Annotated in this window: 14 protein-coding genes, 1 tRNA gene and 1 other RNA gene; 2 read left to right on the top strand and 14 right to left on the bottom strand. The window is 48.8% G+C overall.

Annotated features, from left to right (window positions below):
* Nucleotides 1-2: 2 nt before the first annotated feature.
* The 13 genes from murC to V4C51_RS02700 form a co-directional block, all read right to left on the bottom strand.
* Entirely contained in the window at nucleotides 3-1,442 is a 1,440-nt protein-coding gene (murC, locus tag V4C51_RS02760; RefSeq protein ID WP_330924596.1) for a UDP-N-acetylmuramate--L-alanine ligase, read from the bottom strand.
* Nucleotides 1,435-2,538 (bottom strand): undecaprenyldiphospho-muramoylpentapeptide beta-N-acetylglucosaminyltransferase, encoded by a 1,104-nt coding sequence (murG, locus tag V4C51_RS02755; RefSeq protein WP_330924595.1) that lies wholly within the window; start codon nucleotides 2,536-2,538, stop codon nucleotides 1,435-1,437. The genes murC and murG overlap by 8 nt, the downstream gene beginning before the upstream one ends.
* A complete protein-coding gene (gene ftsW, locus V4C51_RS02750) occupies nucleotides 2,525-3,712 on the bottom strand; it encodes a putative lipid II flippase FtsW (protein WP_330924594.1) in 1,188 nt (395 codons plus the stop codon). The genes murG and ftsW overlap by 14 nt, the downstream gene beginning before the upstream one ends.
* Complete coding sequence (gene murD, locus V4C51_RS02745) at nucleotides 3,706-5,073, bottom strand: UDP-N-acetylmuramoyl-L-alanine--D-glutamate ligase (protein ID WP_330924593.1); 1,368 nt, start codon at nucleotides 5,071-5,073, stop codon at nucleotides 3,706-3,708. The genes ftsW and murD overlap by 7 nt, the downstream gene beginning before the upstream one ends.
* 42 nt (nucleotides 5,074-5,115) lie before the next feature.
* The gene (mraY, locus tag V4C51_RS02740; RefSeq protein WP_330924592.1) at nucleotides 5,116-6,198 is read right to left on the bottom strand and encodes a phospho-N-acetylmuramoyl-pentapeptide-transferase; all 1,083 of its coding nucleotides are present in this window, start codon (nucleotides 6,196-6,198) and stop codon (nucleotides 5,116-5,118) included.
* Entirely contained in the window at nucleotides 6,199-7,626 is a 1,428-nt protein-coding gene (locus V4C51_RS02735) for a UDP-N-acetylmuramoyl-tripeptide--D-alanyl-D-alanine ligase (protein WP_330924591.1), read from the bottom strand.
* Nucleotides 7,623-9,167 (bottom strand): UDP-N-acetylmuramoyl-L-alanyl-D-glutamate--2,6-diaminopimelate ligase, encoded by a 1,545-nt coding sequence (locus tag V4C51_RS02730; protein ID WP_330924590.1) that lies wholly within the window; start codon nucleotides 9,165-9,167, stop codon nucleotides 7,623-7,625. The genes V4C51_RS02735 and V4C51_RS02730 overlap by 4 nt, the downstream gene beginning before the upstream one ends.
* On the bottom strand, nucleotides 9,139-10,812 hold the full coding sequence (locus tag V4C51_RS02725) for a peptidoglycan D,D-transpeptidase FtsI family protein (RefSeq protein WP_330924589.1): 1,674 nt from the start codon (nucleotides 10,810-10,812) through the stop codon (nucleotides 9,139-9,141). Before V4C51_RS02725 ends, V4C51_RS02730 begins: the two co-directional genes overlap by 29 nt.
* Nucleotides 10,813-10,865: 53 nt before the next feature.
* The gene (gene ftsL, locus V4C51_RS02720; RefSeq protein ID WP_330924588.1) at nucleotides 10,866-11,162 is read right to left on the bottom strand and encodes a cell division protein FtsL; all 297 of its coding nucleotides are present in this window, start codon (nucleotides 11,160-11,162) and stop codon (nucleotides 10,866-10,868) included.
* Entirely contained in the window at nucleotides 11,153-12,088 is a 936-nt protein-coding gene (gene rsmH, locus V4C51_RS02715; protein WP_420797625.1) for a 16S rRNA (cytosine(1402)-N(4))-methyltransferase RsmH, read from the bottom strand. Before rsmH ends, ftsL begins: the two co-directional genes overlap by 10 nt.
* A 3-nt stretch (nucleotides 12,089-12,091) precedes the next feature.
* A complete protein-coding gene (gene mraZ, locus V4C51_RS02710; protein WP_330924586.1) occupies nucleotides 12,092-12,547 on the bottom strand; it encodes a division/cell wall cluster transcriptional repressor MraZ in 456 nt (151 codons plus the stop codon).
* A gap of 321 nt (nucleotides 12,548-12,868) precedes the next feature.
* An RNA gene (rnpB, locus tag V4C51_RS02705) (RNase P RNA component class A) lies at nucleotides 12,869-13,250 on the bottom strand.
* A 560-nt stretch (nucleotides 13,251-13,810) separates the two neighbouring features.
* A tRNA-Pro gene (locus V4C51_RS02700) sits at nucleotides 13,811-13,887 on the bottom strand.
* 152 nt (nucleotides 13,888-14,039) lie between these two features.
* Here V4C51_RS02700 and V4C51_RS02695 point away from each other — a divergent pair.
* Nucleotides 14,040-14,690 (top strand): peptidylprolyl isomerase, encoded by a 651-nt coding sequence (locus tag V4C51_RS02695; RefSeq protein ID WP_420797623.1) that lies wholly within the window; start codon nucleotides 14,040-14,042, stop codon nucleotides 14,688-14,690.
* A gap of 203 nt (nucleotides 14,691-14,893) precedes the next feature.
* Complete coding sequence (locus tag V4C51_RS02690) at nucleotides 14,894-17,113, top strand: tRNA(Met) cytidine acetyltransferase TmcA (protein WP_330924585.1); 2,220 nt, start codon at nucleotides 14,894-14,896, stop codon at nucleotides 17,111-17,113.
* Between the two features lie 164 nt (nucleotides 17,114-17,277).
* Here the strand turns inward: V4C51_RS02690 and V4C51_RS02685 are convergent, their stop codons facing one another.
* Nucleotides 17,278-17,556, bottom strand: a complete 279-nt coding sequence (locus V4C51_RS02685; RefSeq protein ID WP_330924584.1) for a ComEA family DNA-binding protein — start codon at nucleotides 17,554-17,556, stop codon at nucleotides 17,278-17,280.
* Between the last annotated feature and the right edge of the window lie 264 nt (nucleotides 17,557-17,820).

Here is a 17,820-nt window from a genome sequence, read left to right as displayed (position 1 = left end):
CCTTAAAGGCTTAGTCCCGTTGCCCCAAGCTTGGCCGCCAAAGCACCAATATCTCCTGCTCCCTGCGTTAACAGCAAATCACCATCGTTGAGGACTCTGGATAATATTGTTGCCACATCACCAGAATGACTGATAAAAATCGGATCTACCTGCCCCCGCTGCCTGATACTGCGACACAAGCTTCGGCTGTCTGCACCCGTTATGGTTGCTTCACCCGCCGCATACACTTCCATCAGCAACAAAACATCAACACGAGACAATACTTCAACAAAATCTTCGTACAAATCTCGGGTACGAGAGTAGCGATGCGGCTGATAAAGCATCACCAGTCGTTTATCACTCCACCCCTGACGGACAGCCTCAATGGTGGCTGCCACCTCTGTTGGATGATGACCGTAATCATCCACCAGCATGACACTTCCCTTATCGGCAACAGGGTAATTGCCATAGACCTGAAAACGACGACCAACTCCCTCAAACTGGCGCAACCCCTCTGCAACCATTGATTCAGAAACGCCCTCATCAACAGCGACAGTGAATGCTGCCAGAGCGTTCAGCGCATTGTGACGTCCTGGAATAGCCAGCTCAACGGGCGTTTTTCTATCATGCCCTTTTTGCGCCAGATTAAAGCAAGTTCTCATCCCTTCATGGCGAACATTTACTGCACGGACATCTGCATCCTCACTGAATCCGTAAGTAATCACCTTGCGCTTGACAGCAGGCAGTAATTCCCTAACCACAGGACAGTCAATGCACATAACTGCCACCCCATAAAAAGGCAGATTATGTATGAACTCAAGAAAGGTTTTTTTCAACTTTTCAAAGTCACCGTCATAGGTTGACATATGATCAGCATCAATATTTGTGACAACAGCTACCATCGGTTGCAGGTGCAGGAAGGAAGCATCAGATTCATCTGCTTCAGCGACCAAATAACGACTGTCGCCCAATCGGGCATTGGCACCCGCAGAATTTAGCCGCCCCCCAATCACAAAGGTCGGATCAATCCCGCTAAACCCGAGAACTGAAGCAATCAAACTGGTAGTTGTCGTTTTACCGTGCGTGCCCGCAACAGCAATACCATGACGATAACGCATCAACTCAGCCAGCATTTCAGCTCTTGGTACCACAGGGATACGCTGCGCTTTGGCAGTGGTGACTTCAGGGTTATCCTCGCAAACAGCGGTTGAGGTCACCACAACATCGGCGCCAACTACATTATTATTGGCATGACCAATAAATATCTTAACGCCGAGAGAGTCGAGCCGGTCAGTCACTGGGGATGAACGTAAGTCAGAGCCTGAAATCTGATAGCCTTGATTCAGTAAGACTTCTGCAATACCACACATGCCTGCCCCGCCAATACCCACAAAGTGAATACGACGGATACGCCTCATCTCAGGTACTGCAATAACCGGTATGGTTTTTTTTACATCAGCCATTGCTTACCTCTAGACAGTGTTCAGCGACATCACGGGTGGCTTGTGCTTTTCCAACAGCTTTTGCTGATGCTGCCATTGCAGCAAGCCGGGAAGGATCATTACCCAGATCCGATAGCAGGGTAATTAACATATTTACATCCAAATCTTTTTGCTGGATCATCAGCGCTGCGCCTTCATCCACCAGGTAACGCCCATTGACACTCTGATGATCATCAACAGCATGGGGGTAAGGCACCAAAATAGCGGGCCTGCCGGCAACAGCCAACTCTGATACAGTCAATGCCCCTGAGCGGCATAAAACAATATCCGCCCATTGATAAGCAGCAGCCATATCATCAATAAAAGGCTCAACTCTATAAGGCTGACTGGCAATGTTTTGAGCCTCATAAGCTGACAGTGTGGCGACGATATTATGCTTCCCTGTCTGGTGCCAGACATCCAGGTTACCTCTGCAACCGGCGAATAGTGGAGGAACCACCTGATTAATGGCTACAGCGCCCCGGCTTCCCCCAAGCGCTAATAACTTCAGTGGTTTTCCTGCCTGGTAGTCTGAAGACAGAGCCAAAGTGGATCTTACCGGATTTCCCGTTGTAAATACCTTTCTTTTTATACAGCCATTATCTGATGAGACCGGAAATGTGCCTGGAAAGGCCTCAAGCACCCGAGAAGCAACTTTTGATAATAGCCTGTTTGTTAAGCCTGGCACCGCATTCTGCTCATGAATGACCAGGGGTATACCCAACAAGCGGGCAGCAACACCACCAGGACCCGTGACGTAGCCCCCCATACCCAACACACAGACTGGCTTTTTCTGCCTTAGCACCCCAATAGCTGTCATTAATGAGCGAGCCAACCGCCAGGGGGCTTTATAGAGCGTTTCCAGTTTTTTCCCACGCAGGCCCGTAACCGGCATAAAACTTATCTCAAAGCCGTATCGTGGAACAATCTCTGACTCCATACTCCCCGGTGTGCCCAACCAGTGAATACAATAACCACGAGCCTGTAGCTCAACAGCCGTCGCCAAAGCGGGGAAAATATGCCCCCCGGTGCCTCCAGCCATCACAACAATAGTTAATGGTTGCTTATTGTGAACCATCAGCGTGTTTCTTCTCCCTGTTACGTTTCTGTCCGGTAATCATCTGCGCTTCTATTCTCCGCTCATAATCAATACGCAGTAACAGGCCAAATGCAAGACAGTTAATCAATAAACTACTACCACCGTAACTAATCAGAGGCAAAGCCAAGCCTTTAGTAGGCAGCAAACCTGTATTGACACCAATGTTAATCAAAGCCTGACTGATAAACAGGAGTGACAAGCCATAAGCTACGAAACCATGAAATAATAAGCCCAGCCCCTCGGCACGATAACCTATTAGCAAAGTCCGCCAGGCAACAAAAACAAATAAAGCCAGAACCAACAGACTACCGATGACTCCGAACTCTTCTGCTAACACCGCGTAAACAAAGTCTGTATGCGCTTCTGGCAGATAAAACAGCTTTTGAATGCTATTGCCCAGCCCTTCCCCTGTAAAAGCACCCCGACCAAAAGCAATCAGTGACTGTGTTAACTGGTAGCCACTACCAAACGCATGAGCCCATGGATCCATATAAGATGTCAATCGCGCCATGCGGTAAGGCTCAAAAATAACCAGCAACACGATCATGCTACTCATCACAAAAATCAACAGGATAAACGGCAAAAGTCTTGCGCCTGCCATGTAAATCATGCCTAATGACGCCCCCATCAGCACAACCAAAGAGCCAAAGTCTGGCTCCAGCAGGAGCAATATCGCAGAAACGCCCAGCACCACCATGGGCTTCAGGAAGCCAGTCCATTTCGTTCTGACCTCATCCAGTCGTCTGACTAAAAAGGCAGCCAGATATATCACAATACAAAGCTTGGCCACCTCCGATGCCTGCAGGTTAAATAACCCCAGGGGAATCCAACGAATACTGCCATTGATTTCACGACCAATGATAAGAACCAGAACCAGTAAACCCAGCGCCAGAAAAAGCAACAACCAACTATACCGCTCAATGAGAGGCACTGGAATCAACAGCACTAACACCATCACCAGCAAGCCGGCAAGCGCATAAACCGCTTGTTTGGCAAAAATATGGAACGGGCTGGAAAACATGCTGTTTGACACATCCAACGAGGCTGACCCCGTCATCACCAAGCCGATAGAGAGAAGAACCAGCACGGCAGCCAGCAGAGAAAAGTCAATAAGACGCGCCTCAGCATAAGCATGCGCATCGGATCTTAACATTGATGCGGCTCCTGCAATAGCTGCTGAACACACTGAATAAACTGATCCCCCCTGTGTTCAAAACTGTTAAACATGTCAAAGCTGGCACACGCAGGTGCCAGCAGGACAGCATCACCTGACACACTATTGTTAGCTGCAAGGGTGACAGCCTCTGCCAAAGAGCTGGCACAACTATAGGGCACCTGGCCTTCAATAACTGCTTTGATCCGCGGCGAATCGCGCCCCAACAATACCACGTGGCGCACGTAACGCTTAGCAGGGGCCAATAATTCAGAAAAGTCTGCTCCTTTGCCATCACCACCAGCAATCAAAACCAACTGACCCGACAAGGCCTTGCCAAGCCCCTCGATGGCAGCGACACTGGCCCCCACATTGGTTGCCTTGGAGTCATTAAACCACTGGACACCGCCGCCCTCAGCCACCCACTGGCAACGATGACGCAAGCCGCGAAAGCAACGTAAAGCCCGCAACATGGCCGCTTCATTAATACCAGCAGCTTCACCAAGAGCCAATGCGGCCAGCGCATTCAAGTGGTTATGACGACCGAAAACACGAAGCTCTGTCGCATTAAGCAGGCGCTGCGGGCCTTTACATAGCCACGTCCCCTGATCATCCCTTTGCAGCCCGTATTGCTGTAGATCCGGTGAGCGCGCGGTAAAAAAAGTGCACGGGGTGTTGCTCGGCAACAACGGCATACTTAACGAGTCATCCCGATTAACAATTGCTGCCTGGCAACCCCGGTAAATCTTTTGCTTGGCCGCATGATAAGCAGCCATGGACGAGTATCGATCCATATGATCCGGCGACATATTCAATATTGTTGCAGCTACTGCCCTCAAAGAATCGGTCGTTTCCAACTGAAAACTGGATAGCTCAAGAATATAAAGATCTGCTCGCTGCTTTAAAAGCTCAAGTGCGGGTATACCAATATTCCCACCCACAGCTACACAAATCCCGGCCTCACGAGCCATGTCACCTACCAGTGTCGTGACTGTACTTTTACCATTGGACCCGGTAATGGCAATAACAGGCTTATTGGTTACTGCCCGACAAAATAGCTCAATATCACCAATGACTTTTGCACCTGTTCCAGCGGCTGCGGCAATCGCTGGCGTATCAACCGCGATTCCGGGGCTGACAATCAACTCATCAGCCCCGGCCAGTAACTGCTCATCAAGGCTCCCGGTATGAACCATCACATCAGGCAATTCGTCACGCAATGCAGCCAATCCCGGCGGAGAGAGGCGGCTATCAACAACGGAAAAAGGCAACCCTTGTGCAGACAGATAACGCGCGCAGGACAGCCCTGTATTACCAAGACCTACAATTACTCGTTTGCAGCTTGAGCCAATCAGAGCCACGCTTTTTCTCCAGTGCCCGTGAATAAGAAGACAGGCCAGATTTTAACGGATTTTCAGTGTTGCTAACCCCAACAACACAAGCACCAGGGTGATAATCCAGAAACGGACAATCACACGCGGTTCCGGCCAGCCCTTGAGCTCAAAGTGGTGGTGAAGTGGCGCCATTTTGAAAATTCGGCGCCCCGTCAGTTTGAATGAACCCACTTGCAATATGACGGATACCGTTTCCATAACAAAAACCCCGCCCATAATAATCAGGACGATTTCCTGACGAACAATCACAGCGATCAAACCCAACGCGGCACCAAGTGCTAACGCGCCCACATCACCCATAAACACCTGGGCTGGATAGGTATTAAACCAGAGAAAGCCCAGGCCGGCACCCGCGATAGCACCACAAATAATAACCAGTTCTCCAGAACCCGGAATGGCCGGCATCAATAAGTATTGGGCAAAGTTTGCATGACCGCTGACGTAAGCAAACACACCGAGCGCGGCACTGACCAGCACGGTAGGCATAATAGCCAAACCATCTAACCCGTCCGTCAGGTTTACCGCATTACTGGTGCCGACAATAGTCAAATACCCCAGCAGAATAAAAAACGGCCCTAATTGCAGGGAGACGCTTTTAAAGAAAGGGACAATCAGTGTTGTTTCAGCCGCTGCCTGAGCGGTACAGTACAAAAACAGAGCCGCCCCCAAACCCGCTAACGACTGCCAAAAGTATTTCCACCTTGCGGGCAACCCCCGGGAATTTTTTTCCACAACCTTCCTGTAGTCATCGACCCAGCCAACAGCGCCAAAGATACCGGTGACAATCAACACCAACCAAATATACTTATTGGTCAGATTACCCCACAACAAGGTGCTGATCAGAATGGACACTAAAATTAAGCCTCCCCCCATGGTGGGCGTACCGGCTTTACTCAAATGGCTTTGAGGCCCATCATTTCTGACACTTTGACCAATCTGGTGATAGCTAAGACTGCGAATCATATAAGGTCCCAGCCACAGGCTGATCCCTAAGGCGGTCAATACCCCAAAGATTGCTCTTAGTGTCAGGTAATTAACAATAAAAAACCCGTGATAATACTGGGATAAATAATCAGCCAGCCAGAGCAGCATCTAGCGCTCTCCCTCATATTCCGGCCCCACAAGGGACCTGACAACATCCAACATTTCCATGCCTTTCGAGCCTTTAACCAGTACTGACACCCGCTTGCCAGGCGCTTCTCCCGTCAGGGAGTCCACCCAGTCACTCAGCGCGGCCTTACTCTCGAAATGACGCCCTTTTTTACCAAATGCTTCACAGGCCAGACGCGCCTGTACCCCAAAACCGGCAAAATAATCAACTCCCTGCTGTTTAGCATAGGAGCCGATTTCCTGGTGTTTAGTGCTTGACACCGCACCAAGTTCCAGCATATCACCAAACACCATAATCCGTTTACCTGAACATTCCGATAGCTGATCAATAGCCGCTAAAGTAGCCCGGGGATTAGCGTTATAGGTTTCATCAAACACAACGATTTCTTTAGCCCCCGAACCTTTATCAGACTTGCCAGACAGGACGTATCGTTGTCCCCGCCTTTGATAAGGGCGGGCACTTTCCAACCCCCGAACAATACTATCCAGCCCCAGACCCGCTGAAAATGCTGCCACAGCAACGCAACAGGCATTAGCTACCTGATGACGTCCCCAAAAAGCTAAAGACACCGGCCTGCACTCACCGCCAAGGTGCAAATCAAACCGCATCCCATTATCAGAGCTGCCAATACGGCTTGCGTAGCAGTCAGCATCCGGGCTATCCATACTGAAGGTCAGGCTCTTTCGTCCTGCTACCTGATGCACCCGATCATGCCACTCAGAATAAAAGGCATCATCCCGGTTGAGTATTGCAACCCCTGTCCCACTGAGAGCATCCAGAATAAACCCTTTTTCATGGGCCACCCCTGCAACAGACTTTAAACCATCAAGGTGCGCTTCTGCCGCATTGGTAATCATTGCCACATCCGGCTTGGTTAATCCAGCGATGTAGGCGATCTCTCCGGGTGAGCTGGTACCTAGCTCTATGACAGCAGCACCGTGGGCGGCTTTAATTTGAAAAAGCGTTAACGGCACCCCGTAACCATTGTTTAAGTTACCCTCGGTTGCAAAGGTGTAAACACTTTCAGCCATAACCGATGCCAACATGGTTTTTACTGATGTTTTCCCACAAGAACCCGTCACCGCAAGAACCACGCCGGTAAATGCCAGCCGGTTCATGGCACCAAGAGCGCCTAGTGCCTTAAATGTATCTGTCACAACAATTTGAGGAAGCTCAGGGATGTCAACGGTGCGATCAACCACCGCTGCCACAGCGCCGGCCCGCTTTGCCTGCTGTAAATAATCATGCCCATCGAAACGTGGCCCCTTGATCGCCACAAACAACTCACCGCGTTTTATTGACCGGGAATCAATACTCATCCCGGTAACAACCAATGACGCGGCCTCAGGCATCGTCAGCTGCCCATGAAGCTGGTTGGCGAGGGTTTTCAAAGAACTAGAATGGATCATTGGTTACTCCTGTACGCCAGCGCCTGTTGCACATGCTCCCTGTCATCAAAGGGCTGTCGCACGCCGTTAACTTCTTGATAGGTTTCATGCCCCTTTCCGGCAATCACGACAATATCCCTTGCTGATGCTCCCTGAATGGTTTTCCTGATTGCATCAGCCCGGTCAACAATAACCGTGATATGTTGCCGCTGTTCAGCAGTCAAACCTGCCAGGGCATCTGCAATAATAGTTTCTGGAGATTCTGTCCTGGGGTTATCACTGGTCAATATTACCTTATCAGCCCTCGACAACGCCGCCCTGGTCATCAATGGGCGTTTGCCCCTGTCCCTGTCACCCCCGCAGCCAAAGACACAAGTCAGCTGTCTGGCACCGTGCTCACGCAAGGTTGACAGGACACTGCCCAAGGCATCTGGCGTATGGGCATAATCCACCAGTACCAGCGGCTGCTGCCCACCACCAAACCGCTGAACACGACCTGGTACCGTCGTCAGATTCGGCACCTGCCGGATGACCTGCCCAACGTCAACCCCCTGTACACCAAGCGCAGTAATGACGGCGAGCAGGTTTTCCAGATTAAACCGTCCCAGCAGAGGCGCTTCTAATGGGTAGTCACCCCAAGGAGAGTGTACAACCACTTTTATACTCTCAGGCAACAAAATAATATCCCTGGCATAAACGTCAGCCGAGGCATCAGACAAAGACCATGTGAGCGCATTCACATGTTTTGGGCATGCCGCCAGCATCATATCCGTATACGCATCGTTATGATTGATGACTGCATGTTTTATGGCCTGATCTGAGAATAACAATGATTTTGCCCGAGCGTACTGATCAACGCTGGCATAACTGTCCATGTGGTCACGGCTTAAATTGGTGAACACAGCCACCTCAAAAGCAACGCCATCAACGCGCCCCTGCTCAAGCCCATGGGAAGAAACTTCCATAGCCAGGGCATGACAGCCCCGCTCCGGTAAGCCAGCAATAAACTGATGAGTAGACAGCACATCAGAGGTAGTATTTAATGTTGACTCAAGGGCACCCGGTAAGCCTTTGCCAATGGTTCCCATCATTGCACACGGGACACCTAATCGCGCCATTAACTGCGCCATAAACCAGCAGCAGGAGGTTTTTCCATTAGTGCCCGTATAGCCGGTAATACTGACAGGCTTACCCGTTGGTGAGTAATAGGTGCTTATCAGCTGTCCCAGCTTACCTTTCAAGCCAGAAACGGGAATAACAGGGATTTTCAGTTCAGGCAGGGAATCCGCTGAGAAGCCTTCACGTTCAAATAAAACAGCCGCCGCTCCCCGTTGCTGAGCCTGAGCCAGATAATGACGACCATCCCCGGCAACACCTGGCACCGCCAAAAACAAATCGCCCTTGGTAACCTTGCGGCTATCAAGGGCCAACCCGTTAATTTTGCAGCAATAATCCACCGATGAAACATCCAGCAGAAACAATGCGTCATTCAATGTTTTCAGGGCGTTTTCTGTCATTACTGCTCCTGTCAGGTTATCCCGGATCACCTTCACTGCTATCATTTTCGCGCTCTGCGGTAAGCACTTCTTTCTGCTGTGGTGCCACACTCAGCATCCGCAGGGCATTGGCATTTACCCTTGAAAAAACCGGTGCAGCCGTCAAACCACCATAGTACCCACCTTCGGTAGGCTCATCGATCACAATCACTGTTGCCAACCTTGGATTATCAATGGGAGCAACACCAGCAAAAATACCCACATGACGATCATCCTGATACCCGGATGCGCCGACTTTCCGGACAGTGCCTGTTTTCCCTCCCACACGATAAGCAGGGACTTTTGCACGTTGCCCAGAGCCATTATCCACTACAGTGCTTAACATCTCCAATACATCTGTGCTGATCTGTTCATCAAACACGCGGATACCTTTCGGTGGAACATCCCGCTTGATCAGAGAAACAGGTCGCATCACTCCCTTTGCCCCTAACACCGCATAAGCCTGTGCCAATTGCAGGGGGGTCACCGTCAGGCCATAGCCAAAGGACAGTGTAGCCACTTCGATATCACTCCAGCGGTCACGAAACGGCAGATACCCGGCACTCTCCCCGGGGAAACCAATACCCGTTATCTGTCCAAATCCAACACGCCGGAAGGTATCAAGCACACTATCAATCCCCACGTCCATGGCCATTTTTGTTACTCCGATATTGCTGGATTTCGTTAACACCGACGTTACCGTTAACTGCCCGTAGTTAAGAATATCCTTCACCAGATTCCGGCCCACACGCATATACCCGGGATGGGTATTAATAGGTGTTTCTTTGGTATAGCGACCAGACTCCAGTGCTGCCATCACTGTAAAAGGCTTAAGGGTTGATCCCGGCTCCAGTACGTCCGTCACCACGCGGTTTCGAACCCGGAAGGCAGCCATACCTGCACGATTATTCGGGTTATAAGCAGGCTGATTCACCATGGCAAGAATCTCACCGGTCTGAACATCAATCATCACCAGAGATCCCGCCTTAGCCTTGTGTTTATCAACCGCTTTTTGCAGTTCACGGTAGGCCATATACTGTATGCTAAGATCAATACTCAGCATTAATTCTTTTCCCGGCTCAACACTTTTTACCAATTCAGCCTGCTTTGCCAGTCGGCCCCGACGGTCTTTCAGAAAACGTATTTTACCCGGGACACCTTCCAGCCAATCGTTATAGCCAAGCTCAATCCCTTCCTGCCCTTTTTCATCAACATCAGTAAACCCCACCAGATGGGCAGTTACCTCTCCTGCCGGATAATAACGACGATGTTCTTCTATTTTATTAACCCCCGGTATCTTCAACGCAAGAACCTTCGCTCCCTTCTCAGGCGTCATATGACGTTTAAGATATATAAAATCTTTACCCCGGTTGTCAGATATAAGGCGGGCAAGCATTTTTTCACTGATACCCAATGCCGTCGCCAATTCTGCCCAACGTGTTTTAGCCTGCAACAATTCTGATGGATCAGCCCATAATGTAATGACTGGCGTGCTGACAGCAAGGGGTTTCCCATTACGGTCAAAGATGACCCCCCGGTGAGCAGGCACAGTCTCATAGCGAACTGAACGCTTGTTGCCTTCATTCTGCAAAAAATGACGATCAATCAACTGGAGGTCGATAATACGGTAGGCAATAGTAATAGCTACAATAACCAGGACGCACTGAAGCAAACATAACCGCCATCGGTTAGTTATTGCTTTCTCAGACCGCCTGTTTTTTTTATTCATTGCATAACCATTTCGATATTTTCAGCCCCAGGTACTTTCATATTCAACTGCTCACGGGCTATCTGCTCTACTCGCCCCGGAGACGTCAGCGTGCTGTATTCCAACAACAAACGCCCCCACTCTACCTGTGCCTGGTTTCTCTCTTGCCGCATTTTCTGTAATACGTTATGCAACCGACGATTTTCAAAAGCACTGTAACTTACCGCCAGTGCTGAAATGACCACCATAAACAGGAGCACCGCTGTTAATACAGTTTTTTTCGTTGCTATAGACTGTAACGGCGTCAACAACATGCTAATTCCCGCTTCTGTGCCACCCGCATGACCGCGCTTCGGGCTCTGGGGTTAGCATTCACTTCTTCTTTTGACGCTTTGGTGGCTTTTCCAAGGGACTTTAATTGTTTATTTAATTGATCATCTCTGACAGGTAGCCAGCTCGGTAAGGGATCACCCTTCTCATGCTTGCGGATAAAGCGCTTGGCAATGCGATCTTCCAGAGAGTGGAAACTAATGACAACTAAACGGCCACCCGGTTTCAACAACCCCAACGCAAGGTCCAGGCAATCGATCAAATCATCCAACTCACGATTTATGTGGATGCGAATCGCCTGAAAAGCTCGCGTCGCAGGGTGCTTGTTCTTTTCTTTGCGGGGACAGGCAGCCGAAATAATACCCGCCAGTTGTGCTGTCGTCAGAATTGGCGCTTTCCCCCTCGCCTGGACAATAGCACGTGCAATCCGCCGGGAAAAACGCTCTTCTCCATATTCCCATATGACTTTACTGATAGCCTGTTCATCTGCCCTTGCCAACCACTGGGCAGCACTTTCGCCCTTTGAGGGGTTCATACGCATATCCAGCGGCCCATCGTTCAAAAAGCTGAACCCTCGCTCTGGACAGTCCAACTGTGGTGACGAAACCCCCAAATCCAGCAAAATCCCATCCACATGATCAGCGCCGGGCAAATTATTCAACTCAGTAAATGAGCCATGGTGGACACTGAACCGGTCATCACTGCGAGCCAGCTTCTTGCCAACCCCAATAGCAGCAGGATCTTTATCCATGCCATATAACCGCCCACCGTCAGAAAGCCGCGCAAGGATTTCCCGACTATGCCCGCCGCGACCAAAGGTGCCATCAATGTAGACGCCACTGCGGTCAGTAATCAATGCATCAACTGCCTCTGTCAGCAGAACTGTTTTGTGCTCTTCGGATAATTCCATCATTTATAACGACAACGATTGTAATTCATCAGGTGCTTCTCCAGAGGCGCCCGCCTCTTGCAAATAGTCATCCCGGCGGACGTTCCAGCCACATTCATCCCATAGCTCGAACTTTTTACCTTGCCCGAGAAGAATACAGCGCTTTTCAAGTCCTGCGAAATCTCGCAGTAAAGGGGGAATAAGAATACGCCCACTGCCATCAATTGCAAGATCAGTAGCATGACCAATCAGCAGGCGTTGTATTCGGCGAGTCATCGGGTGAAAACTAGGTAACGCTTCTATTTTCTTTTGGAGGGACTCCCACTCATCCAGAGGGTAAATCAGCAGGCAGGGTTCATCGGTATCAATAGTCGCTACCAATGCTCCATTGTAAATATCCTGTAGCGCCGACCGATACCTTACAGGTATGGCCAACCGACCCTTTTCATCCAGGTTAACTGCATTAACCCCACGAAACATGTGACACGCTCCCTGAAAATACAACTCCTTTTTTCTCTATAAATCCCATCAAAACCCACATTTGCCCACAATATACCACTCAAAGACAATATAGGAAGGCGGGTAGAACTCGTCAAGCGCATCCTGACATTCAAAAGACACTTTTTTGACAAAACAAATAACAAAGAGTTGCAGACATATACTTATAAAAAACGTTATAAATTAATAAAATAGGCAGAAATCAAGCGATAAAAAACGACGAAATAACAATGTTCAAAAAACAAACAGAAGTAAAAGTCACTGGCTTATTTCAAAGAAAGATAAGATCAATGAAGAAAAAATAGCGCAAGCTGGCCTGTAAGCCGGGTTCTGTCTACCTGAAAACACAGGTTGAGCAGTCATTCATCTGGGATATACGTCACCGTACACCTCAAGCAACCTACCCGAATTCAGTGCGGGACACACCATCGAATTCCTATTTGGTCTTGCTCCGAACGGGGTTTACCCTGCCATGGACTGTTACCAACCATGCGGTGCGCTCTTACCGCACCCTTTCACCCTTACCTGCCAGTCTCACTGACTAACATCGGCGGTCTGCTCTCTGCGGCACTTTCCGTAGGCTTTCGCCTCCCAGGCGTTACCTGGCGTTCTACCCTGTGGAGCCCGGACTTTCCTCCCTTTAACAACCAACAGATTGTTAAACAGCGACTGCCCGGCCAACTTACGAGGAGCAATAGTACCAGCCACTGACCAACATAGCAATTTCACCTTCCACTTAATACTGTGGATAGCTATAGACTATCTCGTGCCTGATGCCTGAAGACCTAATGTTGGCAGAATAAGAGGAGGCAACTTTGTGGCACAATTCCGTTTGCTTAAACTCTGAAGAATAGGTGCGTTTGAAATCCTGGCGGGATAGTTTTACCAGGCTGGTCAGTTATACCCGGTTTTCTGAACTTATCCCCATGCTATGATAATTACTCCGTGCTTCCCTGAAAGCGTCATATGGGCAGCGGCCTATTACAGATTAGACGACAACTATACTGAGTGTGACTTGGGCGCAGGCAAAGGGGGCTTTGATAGGATCAGGCGCAACCTCTGTATTGGAAGACTGTGCAGAGGAAAGCATGAGATAAATATAGTCGCTCTGGGAAAATACGTACTCCCCGGTACGGCGCTCCTTCACAAAATCCCTTAGAACCGCAAGGCTCTGCGCAATTCTCAGGGCAGTTTATGAAATATCCGGGTTAGGTTATGGGCTCATGGAATGCTTAACTGAATTTTTGGTCGGAGCGAGAGGATTTGAACCTCCGACCCCTACAACCCCATTGTAGTGCGCTACCAGGCTGCGCCACGCTCCGACACTGTCTTCAGTGTTACCTGAAAGACAGAAGGTATCTTACTGATTCCGAGATAATTTGCAAGTACCTGAGAGATGCTATTTACTGTAGCGGGCTTCAACACCTAAAATAGGCGCTGAATGTTTTAACAACTAAATGTTGTAAGGGTTGTGATGATGAAAAGTAGCTATAGCCTATTGGCAGGCTTAGTCATCGCCTTGGTGGTTGGCGTTGCTCACGCACAAGAGGCGGTGAAAACGAAAACATTGGTGCCTGCCAAGGCGACAACAAAATCTGAAACGTTTGTACAGCCTAAAGTCTCCCTTGAAACTTCAATGGGTACGATAGTATTAGCTTTAGATCCAAAAAAGTCGCCGGTCACTGTTGATAACTTTCTGAAATATGTCCGTGATGGCTATTATAATGGCTTGATTTTTCACCGTGTGATTGATGGCTTTATGGCGCAAGGTGGTGGTATGAAGCCGGATATGCATCCAGCCACACCGCGCGGCCCCATTGTGAATGAGTCAGCTAATGGCTTAAGCAATATACGAGGCAGCATCGCTATGGCTCGCACCAGTGCACCCGATAGCGCCACTTCTCAGTTTTTTATCAATGAAAAAGACAACAAGTTTCTTGATGCCCGTCCGGGTCAGCCAGGCTATGCTGTGTTCGGTCATGTGGTTAAAGGGATGGACGTCGTTGATGCCATGGCAAAGGTCAAAACTGGCCGCAATGGCGCTTACAGCGATGTACCAATCACCCCAATTGTCATCAAAAAAGCAGTCATCATTGAACCAGCAGAATCTAAAAAATCCCCTTAGCAGCCGTTCATGAACGTCTTTGAAAAGCGAAACCCATGAAAAAAAACCGCCTGCTTTTCAGTTTTCTGGCAAACATAGCAGCGCTATGGAACAAGGGAAAGCCAAAGCAGGCTGCTTTTATCGTCAGCCACAGCTTAAAAAGATTGTAAACAACAACTGCCAAAAGAAGCGGATAATCAACTGATGCGGCAGGGAGCTTTCGTTTGAGTCAACCCGGTACCTCTTTTCAATCACAGATTCAGCGATTGTATCATCGTGCCAAGCATAACTTTCAGCGCCGCCTTGTCGTCCTCTCAGGGTCTCAGGCATGGTGTTGCGAGCAGGCTATTTCTGCATTGGACATTTGTTGTGTTAATGGGAAATCCCATACATATTCTCTCTGGATAGGCGACGCGCCGCACTTACCATCGTATGCTGATACGATAACATGTGTTCCTGCCTCTAAAGCCGGTCAGTGGCTGGGACGAGAAGCCCACTGCTTGATCATAAACGGCTGGTCCGGCTTTGATGCAGATGCATTTGGTGCCCTCAGTGGCACCTTGCAAGCAGGTGGACTACTGCTGTTATTAACACCACCTCTGGCACAGTGGAGCCAGCTCTTCGACCCAGAACATAAAAGAGTAGTCGTTTATCCTGAGACGCCCGAAACTGTCTCAGGACGCTATTTAAAGCGTTTAACTCATATCATTGGTCAAAGTACCCTGCTGTCACGATTTGAAGAACACGGCAACACGTTTATTCAGCCAGAAACCGATACGGGCGGTTTGCATGTCAATACTCAACATGCAATGGGGTGCAAAACGAGCGATCAGTTAACAGCTGTGAGGGCCATTCAGAAAGTGGCTCAAGGTCACAGGAGGCGTCCGTTAGTCCTTACTGCTGACCGTGGTCGTGGAAAAAGTGCAGCATTAGGCATTGCTGCAGCTTCACTGATGACAGAAATAAGTTGTCGTATTATTGTGACGGCCCCCTCTTTGTCAGCATTGGATGCTGTTTTTAAGCATGCTGAACTACACCTCGAAAACCCCAATGTTCATCGCGGCATAATCACCTGGCAACAATCTTCATTGGTATTCAAAGCACCTGATGAGCTAGCGGGAAAGCAAGAACCCTGCGCGTTATTATTGGTCGATGAAGCGGCAGCTATTCCAGCCTCTTTACTGCAAAAGCTATTGACAACGTATTCGCGTATTGTTTTTTCTTCCACGATCCATGGCTATGAAGGGACTGGGCAAGGGTTTGCCGTGCGTTTCAGAAAAAACCTTGATGAACAAACCCCACAGTGGCGGTCATTGCACTGCACAACCCCCATTCGATGGTCTGACAATGATCCGGTGGAACACTTTACATTTCAAGCATTGATGCTTGATGCAGAACCCGTCTGTGCAAACGTCGTCAATAGACTAGATAGACAACATTGGGTTTATGAAAAACTTAACCGTGATCAGCTATTGGACGACGACACACTACTCAATGAGCTGTTTGGTCTTTTAGTGCTCGCACACTATAAAACCCGCCCATTTGATGTACGGCAGCTTTTGGATGGTAGCAATATTGAGGTCTATGCAGTTCGTGCGCGAGGTCATGTGCTTGCTACAGCTCTGGTAGCCCTGGAAGGGAATATTGACAAAGGTTTGCAAGAAAGCATCTGGCGAGGAGAGCGCAGGGTCAGAGGACACTTGCTGCCACAGTCTTTAAGTAATCATGTGGGTATTTGTGAGTCTATTGGTCTAACAGGAGCCAGGATTATTCGTATTGCAGTACATCCTGCTGCCCAGCGACAGGGAATCGGAACAGCATTGATGGACTCTATACGTCAAGACCTGAGTAACCAGGAGGTCGATTATCTGGGAAGTCTTTTTGGGGCAACACCTGAGCTACTGACATTTTGGCGACACGTGGGTCTAAAGCCTGTGCGTGTCGGTTTAACCAGGGAAGCCTCTAGCGGAACGCACTCTGCCCTGCTGATCAGCGCTATCAATGCAAAAGGGGAAAAGCTGGTATGTAAAGCTCGGCAGCGTTTTTCCAGCCAGTTTATCCACTTGTTAGCGGACGGGCTTCGTCATTTGGACGCTGATATTGTTATTCCCTGCCTGGCAGAGCTAATGACTACAAATGACCGGCCTTCTGAAGCTGAAATATCAGAGCTTGCGGCCTATGCTCAAGGTCAGCGCCTCTATGAAAGCACCATTGCCTCTATTAAACGCTTTGTCTTGTGTGCATTATCATCAGGGAATAACAGGTTAAATGCCACACATCAGAAGTTGCTGGTTGCAAAAGTGCTCCAGGGTCGCTCATGGTCTGAGTCAGCCAATGACAGTGGCTTATCTGGAAAAAAAGAGGCAGATAGGCAGTTAAGAAGTGCGCTTGCCGCACTTGAAAAGCAGGTTTTGGTTGGCTCTGAACAACGCCACTTCAAATGACCGTAAAACAAAACGGAAGTGGGATGCTCCACAATTACGCCTAAGCGCTTTATATTCTCATTGTCATAGGCTTAGCTCACGACCAACAGTAGAAGCAGGCTATCAAATAAAAAGCCAACAACGCATGCTGGCTTTTCAAGAGCTATTAAGTCAAGAATAATTTTTTATTGTTCAAATGATATTTTTTCTTTGTTCTTCTCTAACAGGCCAGACCCAACATATTTCACCTTATCAAGATCTTCCATGGTTTTAAAAGGACCGTGTTCTTCGCGGTATTTAACAATCTCCGTAGCAATGCGCTCACCCACACCGTCCAGTCCTTTATCCAATTCCTCAACTGAAGCACTATTAACATTTATTTTAGAGGGAGCTTTATCAGCATTGACTGTCAGAGGAAGAGCTAATACGAGCGGTGCAACGAATGTTAGGATGAGTTTTTTCATTTCTTATCGTCCTTGTTTTGATGGGCCTAGATAGGATTTTTATAATCCGGCAATCGCTTGCCTCACTAATAGGTTTAGTGCAAGCTAGCGAGGATAGCAAATATTTAAGAAATACTATTTTGGGTTAGAAATTTTATTTTAATAGTAGAAAATCATTTAGGCACCACTAGGAGCCTGACCGAGAATAGCGCCCGTAGCGAGGATTACGAGAAATTGAGGATAAAAATTTCTGCTTCTGAGGATAATAGTGGGGCTATTTGACGA

It is taken from the genome of Candidatus Sororendozoicomonas aggregata (assembly GCF_031528575.1).
Lineage (GTDB): Bacteria > Pseudomonadota > Gammaproteobacteria > Pseudomonadales > Endozoicomonadaceae > Endonucleibacter > Endonucleibacter aggregata.
Note: the sequence above shows the minus strand (reverse complement) of the source record. Positions and strands in the feature narration are given on the sequence as shown.